We start from the raw sequence: 16,527 nt of genomic DNA on the forward strand, positions 1-16,527 counted from the left end.
TTCTATTGAGGGTTGTTGGCAATATTTTAAATAGTGGGGAAGTATCCTTTTTTCCCCTAATAAAATAGAAATGAAATGCAAAAGGGGATGAATTTTAATGGCATATAGCTCTGAGGTAGGTAATGTAAATGTTGATGTACTTAAGGAGAAATTAAAGGTAGATAGAAAAGGTGCAGAAGTTGTTTTTCAAAATGAAGAGTTATTTATAATTTCCCCTTCAATACAAAATGGATCTAACTGGTTTGATTTAAGGAAAATTAATATAGAGAGATTCTATAACAGCAAAAAAAAGGGCCTTTTATTGCTTCGTCATAATACCTACTTTCTAATTGCAGACCTAAATGACTTTACTACTCAAATGATGAGAAAAGAAGATATGAAATCTACATCAACAGGAGGAGATCATTGGAAATTTAATATAATTTCAATTGGTGATTTTTTTACAGTTTTTAATCTTAGTAATAAAAACGTTTTATATAGCATGAAATATTCAAATGTAGAAAATTTGAAAAAAGATGTTGATAAGTTTATAAAATCTATTAGTGCATATTCTGGTGAAGTTGATAGTGATTTTAGTTATGAAAAAGAATTGATTTTAGATGATTTAGATAACAGTGAAATAATTAGGCATATAAATAACTTCTTAATTGCTAAAGGTTTTAATTATTCAGAAGAGGATATTAAAAATTTCTATCTGTCATTACGTTCAAAACCATTTGCTATAATCTCCGGGATTTCAGGCACTGGTAAAACAAAAATCGTTCAATTATTTGCCGAAGCGATTGGAGCAACAGAGAAAAACGGTCAATTTAAGTTAATTTCAATCCGTCCTGATTGGAGCGACAGTTCAGATTTACTTGGCTACAGAGATATTAAAGGGGATTTTATAAAAGGTCCATTGACTGAAATGGTTGAAAACGCATTAGCTAATCCTCAATTACCGCATTTTGTTTTATTAGATGAAATGAACTTGGCTCGTGTTGAGTATTACTTTAGTGATGTCCTCAGTGTAATGGAGAGTCGTAAAAAAGATGAGGAAGGGAATTTTACATCCTCACCGTTGCTTCCACAGTATAACGAAGATCTAACGTTACCTGGTAACTTGTATATCATTGGTACCGTGAATATGGATGAAACAACACATCCATTCAGTAAGAAGGTCTTGGATCGTGCTAATACCATTGAATTTAATGAAATTGACTTATTAAATTTTGATTCCATGATGGTTAATGAGTCAGGTGAATCAGATAAGCCACTTACAGTTTCAAACGATGTACTTGAATCTACCTACATTCATTTGAAAGATGCATTCCAAACTCATGAAGCGCTGATTCGAAAAGTTTCAGAGATCATAAATACAATTAATAAACAATTGGAACCTATCTATGCACAGGTTGGTTACCGTGTTCGAGACGAGGTTTCATTCTACATGGCGCATAACACGGAAGCAGGAATGCTGTTAACAGAAACTGAAGCGATGGATTTCTGTATTATGCAAAAGATTCTTCCACGAATAGGTGGTACACAAAATATAGTGCAGCCGGTATTAGAAGAATTACAAAGTGAATTAAAAGAGTATCCAAAGAGTAAAGCGAAAGTGGAACAAATGTTAGAAAGGGTAAAAATTGATGGTTTCGTATCCTTCTGGAATGCTTAAAAATGAACAACTGCTAACGATCAAAACCGATGATCTTTACTTAGTGATTTCTGGGGACCTTGATTTAAACCGTTACAGGCAAGAAAGTTATAAATCCTTTATCGAAAATAATGATTCCATGTATTCAAGTACTTCTAAAAATGCACAAGTAGAAATTTTCGATATCCAGAGTATGAAATTGGTTGAACGAACTGGCCAAGCTTTCTTACCTATTTTCTTTGAAAATGGAAGATATGAAGTGCAAGTGATGCCACTAAAAGATAAGAAGATTCAATTTCATCATGAATACGAGGGTTTTAAAAAATCCGTTCGTCCTGTTTTGAAAACAAACATATTAAGTGGTACTCTTCATTTCCAGAATGAAGTTGGCTTTAGTAATTTCGAAATTCGAGATGAACACGGAAACACGTTACTTTCCGTTGTCATTGAGGTCTATCCTACTAAGTTAGATTATAAAAAAGATTATCAAGCGTTATTAGATGAAGTAAGTGATATCGTTTATAATCTTGCTTATGACTTTTTGAGAAGAACATATTTAACCGGCTCAGAAAAAGTATATAAAGAGCCAACTGGTGTGGAATTCTATCGACTGCTAGAAAAAAATTTCGATGATTATATGAAGGCAGTGAATTTTGTTGAGCAAAAGCCACATAGAAGATTAGAAACAACTTATGAAGAAGTACGTGGGGATCGTTTGCGGAAGCAGGACTCTGTTGGACGAGCTTACTTAAGAAAAAATGCGAGTTTGTTTGTCGAAGTGGAGAAGGGTATTCATCTAAATGGTAGACAGATGATGCCACAAAAAGGGCTGCTTATTAAAAAGGTACATACGTATGATACACACGAAAATCGTTATGTAAAAATGACCTTAGAACGGCTTTCTATTCGAATCGAAACGTTATCCCAAAGTATTCAAAAGGCAAAATACAAGTTTAATTCAAAACCTGATGAAGAGGTTATCAATATCCTAAATAGAATGACGGATACAATCTCAAAGAAATTAAAGAAGCCATTTTGGAAAAATATTGGTAGGTTAGACCGGTCTGTCATGAGTGTTGTTTTACAGATGGCTACAGGATATCGTGATGTTTACCAAATCTATGCAACCCTTTCAAAGGGGATTGTCTTAACTGGTGAAATCTACAAGATGTCCATTAAAGATATTGCATTACTCTATGAATATTGGACTTTCTTAAAACTAGGTAAGATACTGAAAGATAAGTGTGAGGATGTATCACATAATTTGATTGAGGTAAAAAGTGATGGTTTAACTTTGAATTTGGATGGCGGAGCTAAGAGAACTTTCCGTAATAAAACAACTGGGGAGACTATTAGACTTCATTATCAGTATTCAACTCGCAAAGAGGAAACTGCCACAGTAACGCAAATTCCTGACACAATGCTTATCATTGAAAAACTTGGTAGAGACTATGATTATATGTACATTTTCGATGCAAAATATCGTATCAACTTTGGAAATGACGAAAGTCGAACAGGGCCGGGACCAATGGAAGACGATATCAATACCATGCACCGTTATCGCGATGCGATTATTGCAGAAAGTGATGGCCGATACGAACGAACTGCCTTTGGTGCCTATGTTTTATTCCCTTGGAATGACTTAGATAGGTACGAAGAACACCACCTCTACAAAAGTATTGAGAAGGTGAATATTGGTGGTCTGCCATTCTTACCGAAAGCAACGAAATTGGTTGAGGGGATTATTGATAATTTATTAAATAAAACAGCGGATGAATTACAAGAAGAGGGGATCTTGCCAAAGGGTACGAAGGAATTCTTGTATGATGACAACAAAGATTATGTGTTGATTGTTCCTGTTAGTGGTTCATTTGAAAATATCATTATTGAACGAAAAGTGAAAGTAGCAAAAATTAATCTACCCGGGAAATGGGCAAAAGCTAAGAAAATTGCTTTAGCCAATGCAAACGGAATAGTAGAGGAAGGCGTCATCCAAAGCGAGGAAATTCAAGCTAACAATATTGTATTCCATGTGGAAGCCTGGGTTAGTCGATTCAATCCAGTAATTGCAAATGACCAATCAATTAGTGAACCGGTTCTAATCGAAGAACATGTCTATAATGATGCTGTGACTCTACCGGAAATGTTAATTACTTCGAATGAACAACGTCAGCTTTGGATTATGCTAAAAGAAAAATCAACGGATGTTGAAATTAAATTGAACACGAAAACAATATCAGGAAATTCTAGAATTGTATCCTTCAAACTGCGCGGTCATATATTTACTTGGACAAGTAATTCCTTACTCCATGAGTATGGTGAGACTATAGAAGAAATTCCTTTAACAGAAATCAGAGAAAATACATTTAAAGTTTTAAGTGAGCTAGCGGCTAAGATTTAGTTGCTGGCTCTTTATATATGTAGATTCTATTATTTTGTTAACCTTCCAATAGCTAATTAACCGTTGATAGCACTGAATTTGCTAAGATACAGTCAACACTTTTTATGATATTCTTATATCGAAAAGGGGGATGTATAATTATGGATGAAGTTTCATTTAAAGAGTTTTTAGAAAATAGTTCAAATATTTCTAGTAAGGAAAAAGCCGTAAGGTCTAGAATATCAAAGGCATTAAAAGTTGAGAGAGATTTAAATGTAAACTTGGATAGTATTGTTTGTGATGATAACAAAACATATGAATTATTAACCCTAATCCCAAAGAGGATGAACGAGCAAAATGGTGTTTATCAAAATGCTGTTAGAAAGTATTATGAATTTAGGAATCATAAGAAGTTTCCGAAGTTAAATGATTTTAAACGATATTAGATGATGGGGGGCTAAATAAGTGGGGTGTAGAGAAGAAATACTGGATGCAGCTTACAATATAACTAGGATTCGAAATAATAAAGAATTTACAATATCTGAAATAATAGATTACATGAAACTAAAAGGAACTACTTATAAAGAGTCGACCATAAGAACACAAATTACCTCTAGGTGTTGTAAGAATGCACCAAGAAATCATCAGGTTGTATATAATGATTTTGAACGTGTTGGGAAGGGAAAGTATATAGTAATAAAATAAAAGTGCATAAGTTTTATCCTTAAGAGGAACTTGGAGGTCCACCATGAACAAAGATCTTGAAAAATTTAAACGCGCGTATGAACGGCTATGCAAACAGTTTAATATTGAGCCTAATGAAGACCATCGATTCCATGAAGTTTTGAGTGAACTTGAAATAGCTTCACAAGAAAGAGATGAGAAGAAAGCTAAAGAGAGAATGCAACGGCTTCAGAGTTCGAAACAGGAATATTTCAGAAAAGTGGATCCCCAAAGTCGCCCTTTACGTGAACGAATTTTTGGCCATAACTCAAGAAGTTCTGAAAGACCCATCATTGAGAAAAAGCGTAAAGAACTTGAACATCAGTTTCGCCAGATTATGAGGGATGAACCGAATAATGCAGTCGTTCGTTATCGATATGGTTATTTTCATATGGAGGAGATGAACTTTTCTCGGGCAATCCGTTTTCTTGAAGAGGCGTTACGAATACATAACAAATCCAATTGTACGAACCCCTTAGAAGAAGCACAAAAGGTTAAAGCTCATATGTATATTGGCTTTTGTGGTGGCCAGTTGTTAAAGAATAGTTTAGAGCAGCTGGGGCAGATTGATCCAGACTTTGAGTCATTTGAAACTGAAGGACGGTCTATGACAAAGGCGTTACTTATGGTTATGAATGAACGTGAACAATATTATGCCATTGTGAATGGTGAAAAACGGGCCATCTCCTTAACCGAATATTTGCGGTATAAAGAAGTGTTAGAAGAGGATTGTTTGTTCATTAGCGAAGTGGAAGGTCCGACCTTTATTAAATTAGGTGAGTGGAAAACGAAAGATTTTCGACCTGCGTTATCAAGGTTAATGCATGTTATTATGCAAGAAATTACAGAGGATGGCAATGTTACGGTTGAAAGACTACAAGAATTGTTAGAAGGACGAAATACTGCTGATACAATTAGACGAAAAATTGATCAAATTCATGAAGAATGCAAGCCATTAAGTGATGAAGATGACTTTGAATTATTTAAATTAGACCGTTCCAATCGAGAAGCCGCAAAAGTAAAGCTTCTGACTGATAACTACATTTATGTCTATCGAGAAACCGAACAGTTTAATTTTATTTCATTAAATATTGATGAAGAAGAATAATACTTGAGCAGCAGACGAGCAAAGTTTGCTGCTTTTTTACGTTCAAAAATCCGGTTGTTTCTAGAAAGTGTTGATATACCGGTGTTGGACAATGTTGTCCGGGACACCGTGCTATAACTTATCTATACCGTTTATTAAGGCGGATCACATAATCTAAGGAGCGGATTTTCAATGAACAAATTATCAATTATCGAGTTAATGGTGCGTTTCGGATTTTTAGTTGAGGCAAGAGTTGATGGGATTCTGTGTATTGATTCCAATTTAGACAATCAGCAACACTTTATGGATGTGGTAGCCGTGTTAAAACAACGTGGGATTACCCTTCATGGTGAAATGGTGGAAGAAGATTTTATTACTATTTTAGAAGATTTCTTTGAATCAACAGGGGAGAGTTTATTTCACACAAATGAGCTAGCAATTCACACCGTAGACATTTATGTGCGCGGTTTGGTAATGCAGTTGAATTGTTTAGGTTGTTCCACAACTTATAGCTGTGATGGACACGGCCGCCGCAGAGCAGAAGTTTACTTTGAAACAGTAGGTGTGGCGCGGAAAGCGAAACTTCTTTTAGAACATGTTGGTTTAACATGTCGACTGGAAAATAGAAGTGTGAAAATTAGAAATGAACGTTATGAACTGCCAAAGTTTGTGAGTGGCTTAGCTGAATTGTCAAAAGGAGAGGCGGATGACATTATGGATAAGAACAGTACATTGCTGAAAGAGCAAGAGTATTATCGTTTATTAGAAGAATTGCTTTCTATCTATGGTGTCAGTGGAGAAGAGGGACAGATTCGCGAGTTCGTGACCCAAAATCTGACGCAAGAAGTCGATCACCTTGAAGTCGACCATTACGGAAATGTGCTAGCTCAAATAAGTAAAGGCAATGGCCCAACAGTTTTAATTAATGCCCACTTAGATACAGTTTATGATTTTGTAGAGGACCGTGAGATATTAAAAAACGGTAGCATTTGGTCTTCCAGTGAAGGGGTGTTAGGTGCAGATGACCGAGCGGGAGTCTGTGTTGCTTTAGCAATTGCCAAAACGATTCGAAATTCGGACTTTAATGGAACAGTGAAATTTGTTTTCACAGTGGAAGAAGAGATCGGGTTGCGCGGAGCAAGTAAAGTAGCTAAATCATTCCTTTGGGACGTGGATATGGCATTCGTGGTCGATCGCCGTGGCACTGGTGATATTGTGACATCTTGTGGAGGCTACCTTCCTTTCTGTTCAGCCGAATTCGCTAGACAAGTTGAAAGAATCGGCAGAATTGTACATCCAGGGCGTTGGCAAACAGTACCTGGTGGGAGTAGTGATACACGCATCTGGGCAGAGCAAGGCATCAACAGTGTGAATCTATCTACTGGTTACAATAATGAGCATACAAGTGAAGAAACACTTGATATTCAAGCAAACTACGGGACATATGAATTTGTAATGTTACTAATGGAGAAGAGTCAGAGTTTAATGAGAAGAAACCTAGAACGTAGAACTCTGAATGCAAACTTTAGACCGAGACAGAGAAAATTAGGTTAATTTCTTTGAAATAACTAAAAAAGTTAGCAACTAAAATATAGTTGCTAGCTTTTATTCTCTACGAGTTACCAAATTCTATTTTCTTAACCGCCGGCACATCCGCCGGCGCAAAATTCAATCCTGTTATTTCTTTGCGCGACACCCATCTCGTATCAGCATGCTCCACCGCAACAGGTTGTCCCTCAATTAATTTCGCTTTATACGTCTCTAGTCTCACAATCACATTTTCATATTCATAAATTGTATCTTCTACTTTATCTCCAACTTCAATGGAGCAGTTGAATTCTTCACGGATCTCACGAGCTAGTGCTTGTTCCGGTGTTTCACCAGCCTCAATCTTTCCACCAGGAAACTCCCAATATCCTGCCAATGACATTTCCAGCCCCCTTAATGCGCAGAAAATTTCATTGTTTTCATTTTCAATAATTGCTCCGACTACGTGGACTGTTTTTTTCATTCTTTATTTCACCTTTACTTTCAATTGATGAGTATATTTTAACCTAGTTTAACATTGAACTCATCTTTCATATTGAGCGTGTTTTTTTGAAGATACTAAACATTGTTCAATTAGGATTAGTGCATTCTTTCCAATTCGATGTACGAACGAGCAATGTTCTACTTAACTTAGGGTGAACTTTATCTAGGAAATATGTCACAATTGAGTAGTACTATTGTTTTAGTGAAAGGAAGAAAGAAAATGAAAAAACGAACATTGATGCTTTTATTTGCAGGGCTATTGATTTTATCAGCCTGTTCAGATAAAGAAGTCAGCGAAAGCACAATCACTAATGAGACAACTCAAGAAGAAACTGAACAATCGGCACCTGAAGAGCTCTATAGAATATGGGCGAATGATCAATATACTGAGAAATATGTGTTCGAGTATGATGGAACGGTGTTTCACACGAGATTTGATGATGAGAAACGTGGCACATTTGAAATAAAAGGTGATAAGTTGGTTATGAATTTCCTAAATACGGGTGAACATGTAACGCCATTTAAAATTGAGGATGATGGATACACGTTAAAAATCAATGACATGGATGGTTCCCAGAGTGAATTTACATATATTGGGGATGTAGATAAACCGATAACTGCCGCTGATGTTGATGTAGAAGCATTAAAGGAATTCCTCGATGAATTAGCTTCAGCCAACGAAGCAGAAAAGATGTACGAAATGATCTATTTTGAAAATGACTCGTCTGTTAAAAAAGAGGATTTTATTGATGATTGGGAAAGCAGTGTAGGAAGAACGAAGATAATAAAAAGTGAACTTGAGTTCATTGAAATACCAGTAGAAGAGCCTAAAAAGCGAAATGGCTTAGAATTCTTCCCGGTATTAGTTCATCTTATTGAAGAGTACGAGATGGATGGTGAAATCCATAAAAATGACGGGAAAGCGAAGTTATATATTACCGAATATGACAATGAATATGGATTTAAATTAGATGAGCGTTCGTTTGGTGGGAAACTTTAATATTTAAAATGAATTACTGAAATTACGAAAGCATTGATCCCAAAAGGAATCAATGCTTTCTTGTTTATTCGCCGGCATAGCGCGGATTCACTCCACTAATCTTCCTCATCATCCCTAAAATCATCCGTGTCAACCGTAATCAGCACTAAGCTAGCGCCTTCAGGTATATGGATTTCCTTAGCGGGACTCGGTGGGTTAAAAGGAATATTGTCATCTTCGTTTGACTTCAACATTACGCCAAGAGTATCCTCAGCCATTGTGATGGCTTCATGTAATGTGTCGCCATCTGTAATTACATTTTCTAAGTCCGGAAAGTCTACATTAAAGGTTTGATCTTCCTCGCACCAATCAATAATGGAATAATATTTGTATATTGCCATAGTTCATCGTCTCCTTGTACGTAAACATTATAACCAATGTTTTTGGATTCAATAATTGGAGCGACGACTTGGGCTGTATTTTTATAAAAAGAGCTTAATATGCGACTGTTATTTTCGCATTAAAAAGAAAACCCCACCCCAAAAATAGGGGAGGTTGACTAAATTTTATCGAATTATTACTGCTGAATTAATTGAATAAGGTTGCCGCACGTATCGTCGAAGATGGCGATAGTAACTGGCCCCATCTTAGTTGGTTTCATCGTAAACGTTACACCGCGATCTGTTAGTTGCTCGTATTCTTTTTGAATATCTTCAACCCCAAACATCGTTACTGGGATTCCATCGGCAAATAACTTCTTTTGGTATTCTTTTGCAGCTGGATGTTCGTCTGGTTCCAGTAAAAGTTCGGTACCTTCCGGATTGTTTGGTGAAACAAGAGTAATCCATCTGTATTTCCCTGAAGGAACGTCATGCTTTTTTACAAAGCCTAATGTGTTTGTATAAAAATCTAATGCTTTATCTTGATCTTGAACAAATATACTTGTAACAATAATATTCATATTGTTTTGCCTCCTTTAATTGTTGCTACGGATGATTTTCTCCAAGAAGTAGAAATCATAATTTCTATTACTGTAAAAACTAATCTACCCATCCTTTCAATAAATCTTTAAGTGGTTCGTTATTGAATAGTAGTACTCGATATTTTCCTTTTCGTTCCGAATTGATAAGGCCTGCTTCTTCCAATAGGGAAATATGTTTAGCAATCCCTTGCCGAGAAATGGAAATGTTGTGCTTCATTATCAGACGGGCCGAAAGTTCATATAAACTCTGTTCATTCGTTTCTGATAATTCGTCTAATATAAGACGTCTAGTCGAGTCAGCTAGAGCCTTAAATATAATGTCTTTGTCCCAATTCATAGTTATGATTATACGCAACTACTTGGTTGCTCGTCAATTATATGCAACTTTTTAGTTGCTCGTCAAGGGTAAATAATCAAACGTTCTGCCCCAGGTTACCCAGGTAGAGAACGTTGAATTCAAATCCGAATTAAAAATAACCCGTCCTAAGTTCCGGACGAGGTTTCATTCGATGTTGTATGCGGGGGAGGGGACAATAAGGGTAGAAATTACGCTTATTTAATAAAAAGTCCCAAAAATGACCGATATAAGGGTAGAAATTCCCCTTATTAACTAGAAAAACGAGAAAAAGAGCAGAATTTTTTAGCATAAGGGTAAAATTTCCCCTTATTTACCCCGAAACGAGCACTCATTGATACCTTAAGGGTAAAAATTCCGCTTATTTTCCATCCATGAACTTTCATCAGGCGCATAAATTTAAACCCCGACCGAATTTCCGGGCGGGGACCTCATACATACATTATAATTTAATCTTTACTTCCGACCCGTCCTTCGCTCGAACATCCACTAGCACTAGCCCCTTATGCTTCTTCAATTCCTTCGCGAAAGGCTTTAATGCTTTTTTGTCTATTTGTGGGAAGGTAAAGGGAACGTCTTGTTTTTTTCTTTCGGCATTTTCATGAATCAATTTATTAATTCTCCGCTGAAATCGCTTTGAAGACAGAATGGAAATCGCAATGTTAAAAAACGCGTATGGAATTGGGATGGATAGCCGAACTTTATTTGACCTAACTTTTACTCGCATCATAGGCCGTACCCGCTATTCAATGAAGACTGCAACGGTATCTCCGTTTGCCGATTTCACATCAACAATTTGTCCATCTAATTCGTTTTCAATTGCTTCGATAATGATCCCGATGTCTAGGTCTTTTACGTATTTTTCTGATTGAGGAATTGTCGATGCGATGCTGTAGCCAGCCATTAAAGCGACTTTTACAAGCTTGATAGGTAAATTCACTGTGACGTTATCATTTTGGGCAGATACTACACGAACTTTTAATGTCTTATCTAAATATTTAGCAGGTTTAACAATTGTATTACTAGTAGCTTCTTTCTCTTGTAACACTTGAATCAATTCCGCTCCCTGGTTGGCATCAATTTTGCCTTCTTGAACCATCGATAACACTTTTGTAATCTCATCTTTCATGAACTTTCCTCCTATTCATCTTTTAAAAGTTTAATGGCTTCCTCTGCTGTGATTTCGCCATTTTCCAACATCGTGACAATCTTTTTCTCATCAACTTCATTTTTCTTTTTTTGCTCATAACCAAGTGCTGAAATGATGTTATTGAGCTTTCCTCGAACTGTTGGGTAAGAAATCCCCAGTTCCTTTTCAACTTCTTTAATACTACCTCTACTAGCTAAAAACACTTCCACAAAATGTAGTTGATCTTTTGATAGAGAAGCAAGCTTTGATAGCTCAAACTCATTTTCAATCGTCGTATGACAATGGGTACACTGCAATTTTGTAATTTTTAACGTTTCGCTACAGACAGGACAGGTTGTGATTACTTGATAGGCCATAATCAAATTCCTTTCTTTAAGTTAATTTGATTATACAACAGAATATTCAGAAAATAAAGTCTAAAAATTAATTATTTTAATTTTAGGTTTAATAAAATTAATTCCTGAATTAAGATTATTAATTAATGAATAATTGATTGTGCAAAAGAAAGGAGCAGTACATTGAATTCTTCATAATTGTCGTAATTTGCATTATGTGAGGAGTTAGGAATAACCTTCTTCGTAAAAACTGTCTTTTCAGCCCAACTCTCACAGTACTTTTTTATTTAACCTGTATTTTCATGCTCACTAAGTTAAATTGCACCTCATCCTCAATTTTCAAAAACTCACCGTATACCGCACTCGCTGCTTTCAACATGCCTTGTTACCTAAACGTATTAATGATTCGTACATACTATTCCTTGCTTCTTCGGTTACAGTAATCGCTTTTGCGCACGTTTTGCAGTAATAACTATACGGGTAAAACTTTGCAATTGTGGCGAAGTGTTTAATCCAGAAAAGTTCCGATTTTTTATTTCCGAAGGGGGTAGTGCCAATTCCTATAAAACCAATGACCGTATCTGCATGGTCAGAAATAAAGGATTGGGCAATGTAACCACCTGCGGATTGTCCCACTAAAACGATTTTCAATGTGTTCCTGTTCGAGAATGGCTAGCAGTTCTTTATTTACATTGGCGAAGGAGAAATCTTGAAAAGATCTGTATTTTCTATGAAGGGGATAGTCCCAAGTGATTAACTTAAAGTGAGCAGATAGGTACTCCACTTGTTTATCAAAAAGGGTATGGTCTGCGGTGAGTCCGTGGCAAAATACAATGGCCATTTTTTGAGGGGAAGTCAGCGTGTTTGTCCAGTAATAAACCGTGCCTCTAGGAGATTTTATTTGCTTTTCGATCATTTAATTTCCTCCAATAATCAAATTGCGCAAACCTAGGATGACAAAGGTTTGCGCGTATTGAGGTATTTATTAAACGACACCATCTACTATCTTCTTCAACAACCCAAATTCCTTTTCCTGCTTAATAATCAATTCTTGCGCTTCTTCCAGTGTAATCAGTTCAAATCGAACTTTCGCAAAAGGCTGAAGTTGAGCTAGTTTTGGTAAATCAACTGAAATAACTTGCGCGATTTTTGGATATCCACCGGTCGTTTGACGGTCGGCCATTAGAATAATCGGGTGACCACCTGAAGGAACTTGCATGGTTCCGAATGTCACGGCTTCAGATAATAGCTCGAATTTTTCTTCCAAAGTAAGAGGTTGTTCTCCCTCCAAACGATATCCCATGCGGTCGGCGTCCTTGGTCACGGTAAATGTTGTATTTTCAAGGGCCGCCTTACTTTCATCTGTAAATCGTTCGTACTCGGTTCCTTTCAACACACGAATGATAGCATCTTGGGAAGTCGAGATCCAATCTTTTGGATGAATCGCCCAATTATTATTTTGAGGTGGGGCTGACACCAAAATTGGAAGAACATCTCCTTTCTGAAGAGGGCGCCCTTTATAGCCACCAATCCCTGCACGTATATAAGTGCTGTAACTGCCTAACGTCTTTTCAACCTGAATACCGCCTTTAATGTGTAAGTATCCACGCGCTCCGCTCACACAAGATTGTAATTTCAATATACTTCCAGCTTCAGCGAATACTGGTTTCCACATAGCGCACGCTTCACCGTTTAGTAGGGGATGAAAGTCAGCTCCAGTTAAGCAAAAAACAGTATCACAATTAAACCGCACAGTAGGCCCAACTAAAGTAAATTCAATCGCTGCAGAAGGATGTTGTTGCAACAGAATTTCTCCAAGACGGTAGGACGTGGCATCCATTGCACCACTTACAATGACGCCATATTGTTGAGAACCTTTTCTTCCTATATCTTGAATGGTTGTTAATAAGCCGGGCTTCAAAATAGTCATTGTCATTTTGTTTCACCTGCCAAATTCTTATATTCCTCTTCAGAGATCGCAACAAAACGGATACGATCACCTGCTCGAAACAGTGTTGGGGGATTTTGGTCTGGTAGGAATAACTTTAACGGAGTTCGTCCAATAATTTGCCAGCCGCCAGGTGTTTCAAACGGATAAATCCCCGTTTGCTTTCCAGCAATGCCAACAGAACCAGCCGGTATTTTTAATCGAGGTGTTTCCTTCCGCGGAGTAGCAATCTTTTCATCCATGCCTCCCATAAAAGCAAATCCCGGTGCAAACCCAAGCATGTAAATAAGGCATTCATTTTTTGTATGTATATCAATAACTTCCTGCTCTGATAAGTTATTATATGTAGCAACTTCAGTTAAATCAGGTCCATAAATACCGCCGTAACATACAGGTATTTCAATGATTCTATTAGTTTCATTTACTTCTATTTCTTCTTTTTGCAATAAAATTTTAATATAATTTACAACCTTCTCATAAGGTGAAGAACCCTCAAACTTCCATTGATTCACCTGATAAACATCGTAGTAAATACATATATTCGTATAACTTGGAACTGCTTCTATATAACCCGTAAAGCCGTGATCCTCAAGTATTTTCAAAAACTTCTTTATAGATAAATGAATTTCTTCCGATATGCCTTCGCCGAAAGTTACTAAAATAGCACTATCTCCAAGAGGTTTAAAGTGTATTGACATGGATAGCCCTCCGAGTTGTTTTAATATTCTAAATATATCCTATCATATTATTTTTTTGTGTTAATATACATTTAATTAAATAGATTTTGGGCGTTATTTACTTTTAGGAGGTTAATAAAATGGTTCGTGTAGATTTAAATTGTGATATCGGTGAAAGCTTTGGAAGATATACGCTTGCCAATCAAGAAGAGATTTTAGGTCATGTGACTTCAGCAAATATTGCATGTGGTTTTCATGCAGGGGATCCATCTGTGATGCGTGAAACGGTGAAGATTGCGATAAAAAATAATGTGAAAATTGGTGCACATCCAGGGCTTCCAGATTTAGTAGGGTTTGGACGTAGAGAAATGGCAATCACACCTCAAGAAGCTTATGACATGGTTGTTTATCAAATTGGTGCTCTTCAGGCTTTTCTAACAATCGAAGGAGTAAAGATGCAACACGTAAAGCCCCATGGTGCTCTTTATAATATGGCTGCAAAAGATGCAAAAATCGCAGAAGCCATTGCTCAAGCGGTATATGATGTTTCGCAAGACCTTATTTTATTTGGCCTAGCATCTAGCGAGTTAACAAAGGCTGGAGAAAAAATCGGCCTTCAAACTGCCCATGAAGTATTTGCGGATCGAACATATCAAGAGGATGGTTCATTAACATCTCGTAAACAATCAAATGCTCTTATTACGAGCCAGGAGGAAGCTGCCAATCAAGTGATTCGTATGGTGACTGATGGGAAAGTGAGAACGGTACAAGGAACAGATGTCACGTTACGTGCAGATTCTATTTGCATTCATGGAGACGGTGAACATGCTGTAGACTTTGCAAAATATATAAAAAGGGAGTTACAAAGTAAGGGGATAGAAGTACAAGCATTTAAATAGAAAGGGGAAATGAATGGGGAATGTTGATGTAGAGAACAAAGTGGAGGAGACGGGCAACAATAATAAGCCCAATCCAAAAGGAAGAAAAGTAGTATCCAAACGTAGTGCCTTGTTAGGTGCAGCCTTTTTAATGGCTACCTCTTCCATAGGTCCGGGATTCTTAACCCAAACCACTGTATTTACAAATCAGTTGCTAGCAAGTATGGGATTCGTCATTGCAGTTTCATTAATTTTAGACGTCATTGCGCAACTTAACGTTTGGCGTGTCATTGGTGTTTCTGGATTACGTGGACAGGACGTAGCAAATAAGGTATTGCCTGGCCTTGGGGTTGTTTTAGCAGTTTTAATAGTAATTGGTGGTCTAGCATTTAATATTGGTAACGTCGGTGGTGCTGGATTAGGACTTAATGCAATGTTAGGTGTGGATCCTATCTATGGTGCAATTGTGAGTGCGGGTTTTGCTATAATCATATTCTTATTTAAAGAAGCTGGGAAAGTAATGGACCGTGTTGTACTAGTTGCCGGATTCGTTATGATTTTCCTAATGCTTTATGTTGCCATTACGACAGCACCTCCAGTAGGTGAAGCAATCGTTCGAACTGTTTGGCCAGAAGATTTAGGGTTATTAGCCATTGTTACTTTAGTAGGGGGAACTGTTGGTGGCTATATCACATTCGCTGGAGGTCACCGATTAATTGATGCAGGAATTACAGGTCAGGAAAATCTAAAACAAATTTCTAATGGCGCAGTTTCAGGGATTCTAATCACTGGTATTATGAGAATTGCATTGTTCTTAGCGGTATTAGGTGTCGTTTCTAAAGGATTACAGTTAGATATGTCAAATCCGGCTGCATCGGTTTTCCAACTTGCTATTGGTGAAGCAGGATTCCGTATATTCGGTGTGATTATGTGGGCTGCTGCAATTACTTCTGTTGTAGGGGCAGCTTATACTTCAGTTTCATTTATTCGTTCATTCCATCCAGTAATTGAAAAATATCATAACTGGTTTATTATCGGATTTATTGTTGTATCTACAACTGTTTTTGCGACGATTGGTCAACCAGTTAAGATATTAGTAGTTGTTGGAGCGTTGAATGCGTTAATATTACCGTTATCTTTAGGGATTATGTTAGTTGCAGCACATAAACAATCAATTATTGGAACATATAAACATCCAAAAGTTTTAACAATCACAGGGGCCTTTGTTGTAGTAATAATGGCTATTTTGAGTGTTTATACATTAATTAATAATTTTTCTACACTTTTTTAAACGGGAAGGGTGTTTGAGATATTCATTAGTGACTTAATAGATTCAGAGTTAAGTGTAATTTAATAAATGAAAGGA

At 36.8% G+C, this 16,527-nt stretch carries 19 protein-coding genes; 9 read left to right on the forward strand and 10 right to left on the reverse strand.

The genetic code is table 11. From position 1 onward, the window contains the following. Positions 1-97 precede the first annotated feature (97 nt). The 6 genes from CRO45_RS13220 (at position 98) to CRO45_RS13245 (ending at position 7,380) form a co-directional block, all read left to right on the forward strand. A complete protein-coding gene (locus tag CRO45_RS13220; protein ID WP_097150110.1) occupies positions 98-1,657 on the forward strand; it encodes an McrB family protein in 1,560 nt (519 codons plus the stop codon). After that, entirely contained in the window at positions 1,629-4,037 is a 2,409-nt protein-coding gene (locus tag CRO45_RS13225; RefSeq protein ID WP_097150111.1) for a restriction endonuclease-like protein, read from the forward strand. The genes CRO45_RS13220 and CRO45_RS13225 overlap by 29 nt, the downstream gene beginning before the upstream one ends. A 140-nt stretch (positions 4,038-4,177) precedes the next feature. Continuing rightward, the gene (locus CRO45_RS13230; protein ID WP_097150112.1) at positions 4,178-4,462 is read left to right on the forward strand and encodes a hypothetical protein; all 285 of its coding nucleotides are present in this window, start codon (positions 4,178-4,180) and stop codon (positions 4,460-4,462) included. 19 nt (positions 4,463-4,481) lie between these two features. Then, positions 4,482-4,721 (forward strand): DUF7669 domain-containing protein, encoded by a 240-nt coding sequence (locus tag CRO45_RS20500; protein WP_097150113.1) that lies wholly within the window; start codon positions 4,482-4,484, stop codon positions 4,719-4,721. 43 nt (positions 4,722-4,764) lie between these two features. Then, complete coding sequence (locus tag CRO45_RS13240) at positions 4,765-5,847, forward strand: hypothetical protein (RefSeq protein WP_097150114.1); 1,083 nt, start codon at positions 4,765-4,767, stop codon at positions 5,845-5,847. Between the two features lie 171 nt (positions 5,848-6,018). Then, entirely contained in the window at positions 6,019-7,380 is a 1,362-nt protein-coding gene (locus tag CRO45_RS13245) for a M20/M25/M40 family metallo-hydrolase (protein WP_097150115.1), read from the forward strand. A 58-nt stretch (positions 7,381-7,438) separates the two neighbouring features. Here CRO45_RS13245 and mutT read toward each other — a convergent pair whose 3' ends face one another. Continuing rightward, positions 7,439-7,837, reverse strand: a complete 399-nt coding sequence (gene mutT, locus CRO45_RS13250) for an 8-oxo-dGTP diphosphatase MutT (RefSeq protein WP_097150116.1) — start codon at positions 7,835-7,837, stop codon at positions 7,439-7,441. A gap of 240 nt (positions 7,838-8,077) precedes the next feature. Between mutT and CRO45_RS13255 the strand changes: the two genes are divergently transcribed. Then, complete coding sequence (locus CRO45_RS13255) at positions 8,078-8,857, forward strand: hypothetical protein (protein WP_097150117.1); 780 nt, start codon at positions 8,078-8,080, stop codon at positions 8,855-8,857. Between the two features lie 95 nt (positions 8,858-8,952). Here the strand turns inward: CRO45_RS13255 and CRO45_RS13260 are convergent, their stop codons facing one another. The 9 genes from CRO45_RS13260 to pxpB all read right to left on the reverse strand — a co-directional run bounded on the left by CRO45_RS13260 (position 8,953) and on the right by pxpB (position 14,304). Beyond that, complete coding sequence (locus tag CRO45_RS13260) at positions 8,953-9,237, reverse strand: type II toxin-antitoxin system HicB family antitoxin (RefSeq protein WP_097150118.1); 285 nt, start codon at positions 9,235-9,237, stop codon at positions 8,953-8,955. A gap of 176 nt (positions 9,238-9,413) precedes the next feature. Further along, positions 9,414-9,797, reverse strand: coding sequence for a VOC family protein (locus CRO45_RS13265; protein WP_097150119.1), 384 nt, complete (start codon positions 9,795-9,797; stop codon positions 9,414-9,416). A gap of 79 nt (positions 9,798-9,876) precedes the next feature. Continuing rightward, complete coding sequence (locus CRO45_RS13270) at positions 9,877-10,155, reverse strand: ArsR/SmtB family transcription factor (protein WP_097150214.1); 279 nt, start codon at positions 10,153-10,155, stop codon at positions 9,877-9,879. Between the two features lie 460 nt (positions 10,156-10,615). Continuing rightward, complete coding sequence (locus CRO45_RS20385; protein ID WP_328588631.1) at positions 10,616-10,783, reverse strand: hypothetical protein; 168 nt, start codon at positions 10,781-10,783, stop codon at positions 10,616-10,618. Between the two features lie 132 nt (positions 10,784-10,915). Beyond that, positions 10,916-11,302: an SHOCT-like domain-containing protein gene (locus CRO45_RS13280; RefSeq protein WP_097150121.1), complete on the reverse strand. Its 387-nt coding sequence runs from the start codon at positions 11,300-11,302 to the stop codon at positions 10,916-10,918. Between the two features lie 11 nt (positions 11,303-11,313). After that, entirely contained in the window at positions 11,314-11,679 is a 366-nt protein-coding gene (locus CRO45_RS13285) for a DUF2089 domain-containing protein (protein WP_097150122.1), read from the reverse strand. Positions 11,680-12,030: 351 nt separating this feature from the next. Beyond that, a complete protein-coding gene (locus tag CRO45_RS19930; protein WP_141400333.1) occupies positions 12,031-12,309 on the reverse strand; it encodes an alpha/beta hydrolase in 279 nt (92 codons plus the stop codon). 334 nt (positions 12,310-12,643) lie between these two features. Next, entirely contained in the window at positions 12,644-13,594 is a 951-nt protein-coding gene (locus CRO45_RS13295) for a 5-oxoprolinase subunit C family protein (RefSeq protein WP_097150124.1), read from the reverse strand. Further along, positions 13,591-14,304: a 5-oxoprolinase subunit PxpB gene (gene pxpB, locus CRO45_RS13300; RefSeq protein WP_097150125.1), complete on the reverse strand. Its 714-nt coding sequence runs from the start codon at positions 14,302-14,304 to the stop codon at positions 13,591-13,593. Before pxpB ends, CRO45_RS13295 begins: the two co-directional genes overlap by 4 nt. A 119-nt stretch (positions 14,305-14,423) precedes the next feature. Here pxpB and pxpA point away from each other — a divergent pair, with 119 nt between their 5' ends. Both pxpA and CRO45_RS13310 read left to right on the forward strand, forming a co-directional pair. After that, on the forward strand, positions 14,424-15,182 hold the full coding sequence (gene pxpA, locus CRO45_RS13305; RefSeq protein ID WP_097150126.1) for a 5-oxoprolinase subunit PxpA: 759 nt from the start codon (positions 14,424-14,426) through the stop codon (positions 15,180-15,182). A 13-nt stretch (positions 15,183-15,195) separates the two neighbouring features. Beyond that, entirely contained in the window at positions 15,196-16,452 is a 1,257-nt protein-coding gene (locus CRO45_RS13310; protein WP_097150127.1) for an NRAMP family divalent metal transporter, read from the forward strand. Positions 16,453-16,527: the final 75 nt, after the last annotated feature.

Origin of the sequence: Ureibacillus acetophenoni (assembly GCF_900220965.1) — a bacterium.
Taxonomy (GTDB): Bacteria; Bacillota; Bacilli; order Bacillales_A; family Planococcaceae; genus Ureibacillus; species Ureibacillus acetophenoni.

Bases quoted from the DNA above. Each gene is read 5' to 3' on its own strand.
- CRO45_RS13220 (WP_097150110.1), top strand. From the start codon at position 98: ATGGCATATAGCTCTGAGGTAGGTAATGTAAATGTTGATGTACTTAAG.
- CRO45_RS13280 (WP_097150121.1), bottom strand. From the start codon at position 11,302: ATGAAAGATGAGATTACAAAAGTGTTATCGATGGTTCAAGAAGGCAAA.
- CRO45_RS13255 (WP_097150117.1), top strand. From the start codon at position 8,078: ATGAAAAAACGAACATTGATGCTTTTATTTGCAGGGCTATTGATTTTA.
- CRO45_RS13295 (WP_097150124.1), bottom strand. From the start codon at position 13,594: ATGACAATGACTATTTTGAAGCCCGGCTTATTAACAACCATTCAAGAT.
- pxpA (WP_097150126.1), top strand. From the start codon at position 14,424: ATGGTTCGTGTAGATTTAAATTGTGATATCGGTGAAAGCTTTGGAAGA.
- CRO45_RS13260 (WP_097150118.1), bottom strand. From the start codon at position 9,237: ATGGCAATATACAAATATTATTCCATTATTGATTGGTGCGAGGAAGAT.
- CRO45_RS13230 (WP_097150112.1), top strand. From the start codon at position 4,178: ATGGATGAAGTTTCATTTAAAGAGTTTTTAGAAAATAGTTCAAATATT.
- CRO45_RS13265 (WP_097150119.1), bottom strand. From the start codon at position 9,797: ATGAATATTATTGTTACAAGTATATTTGTTCAAGATCAAGATAAAGCA.
- pxpB (WP_097150125.1), bottom strand. From the start codon at position 14,304: ATGTCAATACACTTTAAACCTCTTGGAGATAGTGCTATTTTAGTAACT.
- CRO45_RS13225 (WP_097150111.1), top strand. From the start codon at position 1,629: ATGGTTTCGTATCCTTCTGGAATGCTTAAAAATGAACAACTGCTAACG.
- CRO45_RS13245 (WP_097150115.1), top strand. From the start codon at position 6,019: ATGAACAAATTATCAATTATCGAGTTAATGGTGCGTTTCGGATTTTTA.
- CRO45_RS13240 (WP_097150114.1), top strand. From the start codon at position 4,765: ATGAACAAAGATCTTGAAAAATTTAAACGCGCGTATGAACGGCTATGC.
- CRO45_RS13310 (WP_097150127.1), top strand. From the start codon at position 15,196: ATGGGGAATGTTGATGTAGAGAACAAAGTGGAGGAGACGGGCAACAAT.
- CRO45_RS13285 (WP_097150122.1), bottom strand. From the start codon at position 11,679: ATGGCCTATCAAGTAATCACAACCTGTCCTGTCTGTAGCGAAACGTTA.
- CRO45_RS13270 (WP_097150214.1), bottom strand. From the start codon at position 10,155: ATGAATTGGGACAAAGACATTATATTTAAGGCTCTAGCTGACTCGACT.
- mutT (WP_097150116.1), bottom strand. From the start codon at position 7,837: ATGAAAAAAACAGTCCACGTAGTCGGAGCAATTATTGAAAATGAAAAC.